This is a genomic window from Paenibacillus maysiensis (assembly GCF_000520815.1).
Taxonomy (GTDB): domain Bacteria; phylum Bacillota; class Bacilli; order Paenibacillales; family Paenibacillaceae; genus Paenibacillus; species Paenibacillus maysiensis.
In genome coordinates this window covers 1-8,686 of the sequence record NZ_ASRY01000023.1, presented here as the reverse complement: position 1 = coordinate 8,686, position 8,686 = coordinate 1, and the positions used below count along the sequence as shown (strand labels likewise).

General features: G+C 47.1%; 9 protein-coding genes and 1 pseudogene. 4 read left to right on the top strand and 6 right to left on the bottom strand.

Annotated features, from left to right (window positions below):
- The 6 genes and pseudogenes from L696_RS32440 to L696_RS0101525 all read right to left on the bottom strand — a co-directional run.
- A pseudogene (locus L696_RS32440) lies at positions 1-151 on the bottom strand (IS30 family transposase); the annotation flags it as partial.
- Between the two features lie 97 nt (positions 152-248).
- Positions 249-1,943 (bottom strand): glycoside hydrolase family 13 protein, encoded by a 1,695-nt coding sequence (locus tag L696_RS0101545; protein ID WP_025682081.1) that lies wholly within the window; start codon positions 1,941-1,943, stop codon positions 249-251.
- A 31-nt stretch (positions 1,944-1,974) separates the two neighbouring features.
- A complete protein-coding gene (locus L696_RS0101540; RefSeq protein WP_209440921.1) occupies positions 1,975-2,796 on the bottom strand; it encodes a carbohydrate ABC transporter permease in 822 nt (273 codons plus the stop codon).
- Entirely contained in the window at positions 2,793-3,659 is an 867-nt protein-coding gene (locus L696_RS0101535) for a carbohydrate ABC transporter permease (RefSeq protein ID WP_025682079.1), read from the bottom strand. Before L696_RS0101535 ends, L696_RS0101540 begins: the two co-directional genes overlap by 4 nt.
- Positions 3,660-3,735: 76 nt before the next feature.
- Entirely contained in the window at positions 3,736-4,998 is a 1,263-nt protein-coding gene (locus tag L696_RS0101530; protein ID WP_025682078.1) for an ABC transporter substrate-binding protein, read from the bottom strand.
- Positions 4,999-5,666: 668 nt separating this feature from the next.
- Entirely contained in the window at positions 5,667-6,071 is a 405-nt protein-coding gene (locus tag L696_RS0101525) for a hypothetical protein (RefSeq protein WP_025682077.1), read from the bottom strand.
- Between the two features lie 431 nt (positions 6,072-6,502).
- Here L696_RS0101525 and L696_RS0101515 point away from each other — a divergent pair, with 431 nt between their 5' ends.
- The 4 genes from L696_RS0101515 to L696_RS29090 all read left to right on the top strand — a co-directional run bounded on the left by L696_RS0101515 (position 6,503) and on the right by L696_RS29090 (position 8,577).
- Positions 6,503-7,507: a LacI family DNA-binding transcriptional regulator gene (locus L696_RS0101515; RefSeq protein WP_025682076.1), complete on the top strand. Its 1,005-nt coding sequence runs from the start codon at positions 6,503-6,505 to the stop codon at positions 7,505-7,507.
- Between the two features lie 349 nt (positions 7,508-7,856).
- On the top strand, positions 7,857-8,120 hold the full coding sequence (locus L696_RS0101510) for a hypothetical protein (RefSeq protein ID WP_025682075.1): 264 nt from the start codon (positions 7,857-7,859) through the stop codon (positions 8,118-8,120).
- Positions 8,105-8,434: a hypothetical protein gene (locus tag L696_RS0101505; RefSeq protein WP_025682074.1), complete on the top strand. Its 330-nt coding sequence runs from the start codon at positions 8,105-8,107 to the stop codon at positions 8,432-8,434. Before L696_RS0101510 ends, L696_RS0101505 begins: the two co-directional genes overlap by 16 nt.
- Positions 8,431-8,577 (top strand): S-layer homology domain-containing protein, encoded by a 147-nt coding sequence (locus L696_RS29090; protein ID WP_081750667.1) that lies wholly within the window; start codon positions 8,431-8,433, stop codon positions 8,575-8,577. Before L696_RS0101505 ends, L696_RS29090 begins: the two co-directional genes overlap by 4 nt.
- Positions 8,578-8,686: the final 109 nt, after the last annotated feature.

Sequence of the window (8,686 nt, the reverse complement as noted above, 5' to 3'; positions counted from 1 at the left end):
ACAAGCAAACTCCTTGCCTCGGTCAGCGGTAGCGGTATGGAAGGCTCCGGTAGGGTACGGATACGCCAAAGGCAATCTCCATCGATAGCGCCGTGCGGTCAGGCATCTTGATCGCGGTATACAGACGCGTTTTGCGTTCAATGAACACTGACCTAATCTATCACATCAGCGGTGGTGGCCAGAGTTCTTGGATTGCTACAGCATAAACAAAGGAAGGAGCCATAATGGCTCCTTTAGTGTCGATTTACTCAAGCATGTTTCAGCAAATATACCCGCGCTTCATAAGGTCGAAGTTCCATTGAAATAATTTCCGTGAGCGGATCTACGTCGTAGTTGGAGATCAGCAGCTTTTGTTCTTGGAAATCGATGCCAGCAGGAAGCATGAATGATGTCGGTTTACCGAAGAAGTTCAATACCACGAGCAATTGCTCTTCTCCTAGCCTGCGCAGATAGGCATAGACCTGTTCATGATCTTCCGCCAAAATCATATAGCTTCCATATACGATAATTTCATGCTGGCCGCGCAGCTCAATAAGCTTTTTATAATAATGGAAAATGGAATCAGGATCTTTCAAGGCTTGCTCCACGTTGATATCACGGTAGTTAGGGTTAACGGCCAGCCAAGGTGTGCCAGTAGTGAATCCGGCCTGTAGCTCCGCACTCCATTGCATTGGGGTGCGTCCATTGTCCCGGCCTTTAATATAAATGGAGTTCATAATGGATTCCTCCGAATGCCCGTCAGCCAGATACTCCTTGTACATATTTAGAATCTCAATATCCTTGTAATCACTGATGGAGCCGAACTTTACATTTGTCATGCCAATTTCTTCACCCTGGTAGATGTATGGTGTACCCTGGAGCGTATGCAGCAGGGTAGCCAGCATTTTGGCCGACTCTTTGGGGTAATTGATATCATCGCCGAAGCGGGATAGCATCCGCGGTTGGTCGTGGTTGTTCAGGTACAGGCTGTTCCAGCCTTTGCCATGGAGAGCGGTCTGCCATTTGGAGATAATGGACTTTATGTCCGCCAGCTTCCACGGACGCACATCCCATTTGCCCCCCGGTCCTGAATCAACCTCCATCAGTTCGAAATGGAAGACCATGTTGAGCTCGTTTCGGTCCTCGGCGACGTACAGTGAAGCTTCTTCAGGAGTCACGCCAATGGCCTCACCCACGGTCATGATGTCGTATTTCGACAACACCTCACGGTTCATCTCCTGAAGATATTCATGCACATGCGGCCCGTTTACAAAATATTTTCCGCCAAAATGATAAGCGGGGCGGACGCTGCTGCTTTCTTGCGCAACACCGGGTAATTCCGGAACTTTTGAGATTAGATTAATTACGTCCATGCGGAATCCGTCGATTCCTTTGTCCAGCCACCAGGTCATCATGTCGTAAATTTCCCGGCGCAACTGCGGATGGTCCCAGTTCAGATCTGGCTGCTTCTTGGAGAAGAGGTGAAGAAAATATTCCCTGGTTTGCTCATCATATTCCCACGCCGGGCCGCTGAAGAAGGAACCCCAGTCATTCGGCTCCAGCCCGTTTTGGCCCGGACGCCAGATATAATAATCCCGGTAAGGATTATCCGCTGATTTGCGCGATTCCGCGAACCAGGCGTGCTCATCTGAGGAATGGTTGACTACTAGATCCATAATTAGTTTCATACCACGGGTATGAAGTCCGTCAAGTAGTTCCTCCCAGTCTGAGAGGGTGCCGAAATCATCCATGATACTCTGGTAATTACTGATATCGTAGCCGTTGTCGTCATTGGGAGACTGATATACCGGACACAGCCACACCACATGAACCCCAAGCATTTTCAAATAATCAAGTTTTGAGATAATCCCTTGGAGATCTCCGATCCCATCGCCGTTGCTGTCCTTGAAACTGCGGGGATAGATCTGATACACTACGCTTTCTTTCCACCATTTTTTATCCATTAGTTTAATCTCCTGTCTCTATATAGATGTGTTATTTAATGGATCCTTGGGTAAGGCCGCCAATAATCCATTTTTGGGCAAACAAGTAGATGATGATCATTGGGGACAACGCCAGCAGGTACGAGGCAAAAGCCAGATTGAAATCCGTGCTGAATTGGCCCTGGAAGACATACTGCACAAGAGGCAGGGTGTAGGAATCCTGGTTACCGAGCAGAACCAGCGGCAGCATGAAATCATTCCAGGTGGACAAGCACGATAAGATGCCGATGGTAGCACTGACCGGGGCAAGCAGCGGAAAGATAATTTTCCAGAAGGTTCCCCAGGTCGAGGCTCCGTCCACGGTCGCTGCTTCCTCCAGTTCATAAGGGATAGAGCGGATATAACCGACATAGACAAAGACGTTGAAGGCTAAGCCATACACGATATACAGAATAATTAGCCCTGGAATGTTGTTCATGTGCAGGTCTGTGGTGACCTTGACTACAGGCAGCATAATAATCTGGAACGGGATGAACATAGCGCTAATAAAATAGAAGTAGAGCATTTTGAAGAAACGCTTATTCATATTCCGTGCAATGGCGTAGGCTACCATAGAGTTGGTCAGCAGGATGAATACTACGGCCGTCACTGTAATTGTGACGCTGTTCCCCAAGGCATTGAAGAAATTAGTCGCTTTAACGGCATTGGCGAAGTTCTCGAAATGCAGGCCGGTCGGCAGTGCAAAGATGGATCGGGCCATCTCCTCAGGATTCTTAAGCGCGATGGCAATGGTCATGTACAGTGGAAACAGGATCAGCAGAGAGCCGAGAGCGATAATAATCGTCACAGGCCAGTTGGTTGATTTTTTGATCATAGGTCCATCTCCCGTTTCTGCAGAAATTTAAGCTGAAGGGCGGAGATGACGACGATCACGATAAAATAAATCACGGCGTTCGCCGACTGATAGGCAAATTCTCCACCCTGGAACCCCCCGGTGTAGATTAACAGTGCAATGGATTGCGTGGCGCGCCCCGGCCCACCGCCGGTTAAGGCAATAATCTGATCGAAGACCATCAGGCCGCCCTTCATTGCGAGCACCATATTAATGGTGAAGAAGGAAGCCAGCAGCGGAAAAGTAATGCTCCAGAATTCTCTCCAGCGGCTTGCGCCGTCCAGATTGGAAGCCTCATAAAGATCCTGCGGAATAGTCTGCAAACCGGCCAGATACAGAATGGTGTTGTAAGCGACCCCTTGCCAGACGGCGACAATAACGATCCCGATCCAGGCCCAGTCGTCATTGCCGAGAATGTTCTGCGAGAGGAATTCGCTGCCCAGCTTCTCGCCCCAAATAGGAACGACATTAGAGAACAGGTAGTTGAAAATAAAGCCGACAATCAGCACGCTGAGAATGTTGGGAAGGAAATACACGCCTCGGAAAAAGTTCTTGGCTCTGATTCGGGCGTTCAGTCCTAGCGCAATCATCAGACTGATTACATTGATGAGAATCGTTGTAACAATTGCATATTTGAAGGTGAAAAAGTAGGAATTTAGCACATTCTCATCCTTAAAAATGTTGATGAAATTCCTGAATCCTACATAATCGAAGCTGTCACTGAAGCCGTCCCAGTTCGTGAACGCGTAATAAATGCCCTGCAGTGCCGGAAAGGTGTGAAAGGCAAAGAACAGGAGCAGTGCCGGTATAGTCATCAAGTAAAAGGCAACTCGGCGTTTGGCCATTATTTAATCCTCCTTGGACAAGCGAAGAAGAAGGGAAGAGCTGCCCCCTTTTCTCGCTGTTTTCTAGTTTTAAGGGTTATTTCCGGTCAGCAACCTTATCCCACTCCGTATCCAGTTGCTTCAGGTAGGCGTCGATGTCTTTCTTCTGCAGGAAACCTTGGATAATGGTGTCCACCTTCATGGCACCAGGGGTATAATGGTCAGCGAAGTCTGCCAGATTGCCTGAGGTAAAGGCTTCTTTGAAGCCATCCATGGTCGGATCGTCTTGGGTTACGCCCTGCACTGCCGGGAAGGCTTTCTGTTCGGTGATATATTGGCTCACATTCTCAGGCTGGAGCAGGAACTCCACGAATTTCTTGGCCTCATCCTTATGCTTGCTGCTCTTGGAGATGGTCAACAGCGTATCCACACCGGAGATGACTTTGTTCTTCGCCGCATCATTCGTGGCCGGGAACGGGAAGACGCCCAGTTCAATCGCCGGATTGGCTTTTACAATTTCCGGAATGGCCCAGACCCCTTGCAGGTACATCGCGGATTCGCCTTTGGCGAATGCGGTGTTGCCGTCATTGTAGCCTTTGCCGAAAATATCCTTCTGAGCAAATTCCGACAGCTTCAGCTGCTTCTCGGCGATCTCGCGGAAGCTGTCGGCGAATTTCACACTGCCTTCGGTCCGCTGTTTGAAGTAATCTGTGCCGAGAATACTTGGCTCCAGGGAATTGAACGGAGTCAGTGCCGTCCAGGAATCTTTCAGTGTCAGGTAGAAGGCGTTCTTACCGCTGTCTTTGAACTTCTGGGCAACGGCAATGAATTCATCCCAAGTCGTCGGCACCGTAACACCGGCTTTTGAGAACATCGCTTTATTGTAAATGACGCCGCTGGCATTGGCGGAGAATGGAATCCCGTTCAGTTCGCTGGAGCCAGTCAGGTCATTCAGCATCTTGACATAAGCGGGCTGGATACTGTCTACGAGCGGATCGCCGGTGAAGTCCTCGAACAGTCCGCTGGCGGATAGGGTTTTGAAGGTGTCGGTAGCACCCAGGCCAACGACATCGGGAATGTCTTTCTTGGCGGCGCGGGTCTTCAGTACAGTTTCAGCATCTGGCGGATTGATCTGCGAGACCACGATGTTCGGGTTCGCTTCGTTAAATTTGGCGACCAGTTTATCGAACGTGGTCTTGGCTTCCGTCTTGTTCTGGAAGAATTCAATCTTGACCTTCTCGCCGGAGGTGGTGCCGGAATTGCCTGCAGCGGCATCATTGTTTACTGCATTGTTTCCGCAAGCACTGAGTAGAGAGGCGGTCAGCAGGCCGACAGTTATGAGTTTAAGTGCATTTTTCATTGATTAATCCCCCTGATTATTATTTTTAATATGACGTAAACGTTTACGTAAATGGGTAAAAAAATAATTTTAATTAGAAGTTCCTCTTCCTCGTCCGATCCAAACGACGCAGGAATTAAACGTTTACCTAATCACAAATTATGATATTTTATTTTCCCGTTACGTTGAATAATCATTACGTAAACGCTTACTTTAGAATCTAGTTGTTTTTTTTTCTTTTGTCAATGCTTTTCTACCTAAAAACATTTAAACTATCCTGAAGTTGGCTAGATAAAATATTCAGTGTATGGGACAAAGCGACAAGACCTCCCCCAATATGTTCTGTCGTTGACAAAGCACACTCACCTGATAGGTAGTAGCCGAGGTCTCCTGCGCAATAGCACTGACATTGCCCGTGGTTTCAAGCAGTGTTTGCTGATAGAGCGCGAGACTTTCAATAGATTGTGATACTGCGTTCAGCTTGTTCTAAATCCCTCGGTGCTTGCTTTGACAGAAGCAAAAATACCGCTTGTCTCCCGTGCCGCCTGCATTTGCTGATCATATAACGGGTAGGTCTCAGAGAATTCCTTTCGCATCTTTCACTAGCTCACTAACGGGTATATTGCTTCAGCGAGTATCCAATTATTCAGTTTTAGTTGATCTATACGCGATGATCATTTTCTCTCCGTTTATATTTTTGCTCTCGAAGCTCCTGTCTCCTTGCCAAGGATAGCCCCGACATCAATTGAATTACTGCCATCCTCCTCACTTTTACCGATGAGAAATTCTCCTTTCAAGGTTAATAATTGAAGTTCGCCATGGCCTAAATCCATTGCTTTCAACTGGTCCTCAAGAACGACAGAATCAATATCTACAACCACAATATACCGGGATCCCGCTTCAGCCATACTGCCCAGCGAACGAACCAATTGAATGCTTAATTGCGATGTTTCATCCTCCTGTGAGGGAATCCATAAGCTTGTATTCTCAGTTTCCAAAAAATCATACATCTGATTAGAGAGCTTCTTGCTGATACTGTCTTCGGTTACTGCATAATCATAGGTTGCTTCATTGTACCTGGATAGCTCAATCATTGATGCTTGCAGCTCTGGGTCATAAAACAACTGCGTAGCCAGAGTTTCATACTGTCCTAGTATAATATCTCAGAGGTCTGTAAAATCATTTGTCTGTTGGTTGCTGCGGCATTATTGCTGATAGTTTCTTTGGCCTTGTTATAGGACAAGACCCCCAGTAAGGAGATAATAAGTACAACCGTCGCTCCAAATACCAGCACTAGCTTAGCCCCTATTGAACTTCGAATATCCCACCCCTTTGCAATATGTAGTAAACGTTTACTGATTTATTCTAATCATTTTTCTTTCACTTGTCTTCAGTTTTTAATTTCAGTTGACAAAGCGTATTTCAAGACGTATATTTTCGGTAAGCGTTTACGTTAATTCTTGCAATCTTCATATGCCAGAACAGAAAACGTTAATTCACTGTTAACCGACAGGTAGGAGATCACATGAACCCCACAATTAAAGACGTGGCCCAGAAGGCGAATGTATCCATTGCCACAGTCTCCCGTGTTCTGCATAATTTAGGCGGGTACTCGGACAAAACGAAGCAAAAAGTAGACCAGACCATTAAGGAGCTTGGCTATCAGCCGAACGCAATTGCCCGCGGACTGATCAACAAGCGTACCCAAACGATCGGCGTGATGTTTCCCGATGTTTCGAGCGCCTTCTCTTCCGATCTACTTCATGGAATCGACGAATTCGCCCATGACCGCAATTACAGCGTGATGGTCTGCAATACCGATCAAGACGGCAAACGCACTCTGAAGTATTTGCAATTGCTGCGCGAGAAGCAGGTTGATGGAATTATTTTCTCCAGTGAGGTGCTTAAGAAAGAGTATTATGACGTACTGGAGAACATGAAAGTCCCGGTGGTGCTAGTCTCTTCCCAAACGGATTTCGCCAATGTGCCTTATGTAAAGGTGGATGACTATCAGGCTTCCTATGACGCTGTCATGTATCTGATCAGCAAAGGCCACCGTAAAATCGCCATGATCAGCGGAACCAAGGGTGACCCCATCGCCGGTACTCCAAGAGTCGAGGGATACCGCAAAGCTCTGGGAGCGCACGGCATTTCTTTCGACAGCCGTTACCTCGTTTATGGAGACTTCTTATATGAAAGCGGCGGCAGAGCTATGGAAGTACTATTGCGGAAAGCACCGGAGGTTACTGCTGTCTTCGCTGCTAGTGACGAGATGGCAATTGGAGCACTTTCGACAGTCACGAAGCATGGAATGAATGTACCTGAGGACATTTCTATCATGGGATACGACGATCTTAGGCTGGCCCAGATGGTTACACCTCCATTGACTACGGTTCGCCAGCCGCTGTATGACATTGGAAAGGTCGCTTCCGAGAAGCTGATCTACATGATTGAATCGGGAAAAACCGCGAAAAGTCAAATCTTCAACCACTCCATTGTGGAAAGACAAACGGTAAGAACACTTACCTGAGTTTTTCCATCAACTTTACGTAAACGTTTACCTTAAAGCATCCCCCAATCGGGAGAGCAGAGTCTGATCTTCACCTATTCCAACCCGGGGGGCAAAACGACCCGTTCGGTTTATATTGACGGCGTACGTGCCAAGGATTCACTTGGCAAAGATCTGAAAATTGCATTATACGGCACAGAGAGCAGTGATAAGTACAGCGGAGACGGATATGTGATTATTCCATACATGGAGTCAGGAACCCATACCGTTACGTTGAGTATGTGAGCCAGCTACCCCCGGATCAATGGGAATAACTGCAGGGACGTCGGCTACGCCCACACCTGAAGTGGCGGAACGAGGTACACTCGTCTTGCAGGCGAAGGACTTAAGCGGAGTGGTTGATGGGAAAATCACAATCGCGGTCAATGAGGAAAAATACAATCGGATATTAATTCCGGTCGCTGTTGCGGAAGGATTACAGGCAGAGAACCTGCAGCTTCAAGGAAATAACTTCACACTGTATTTCACGCATGACAATATTCTTCAGCTTCTTGAGGAGAACAAAGGAAAATTAACAGCTGAGTCACAAATTTCAACAAGATCGAGCCCAAGGATGCTTTGCTTCCGGGTGTAAAGCCTTGGTTTCCCGCAGGTTCGAACTATGAATTTGAATTTGGAGTAACGACGGCAGATAAAGGAATATCCAGATTGGATTCCTTTAGAAGCCCAGTACAGCTTACCTTAAAGTTTGGAGAACTTGGTGAACAAGGGAGTCTTAATGATTTGCTGGGTATCTATTTTTTTAATGATCCGCTGAAAAAATGGGAGTATGTCAGCGGTAGAACAGATACTGCAAAACAAGAAATTAGCGCGGACCTTAATCACTTCAGCCGTTATACCGTGTTCGCTTACGACAAAACGTATGCTGATGTGCCTGCGGATCATTGAAGATTTCAGCTTGGGCACAGGCAGCGGTTCGTATTGTAACATCTGCCGGTCTGATGAAAGGATATACCGATGGAACCTTTGTACCTGAATACAATGCTACCCGGGCAGAAGTGGCACAAACCATAGCGCAATTGATTAAGTAAAGTAGCAAATGATTTGACGGCAGCCGGGCATAGAACTGCTATCTTTGAAGGATAGTATTTTGTTGCCTGGCTATTTTGCTTCTTCGCTAAAGTGAATGTTAGATGTCTG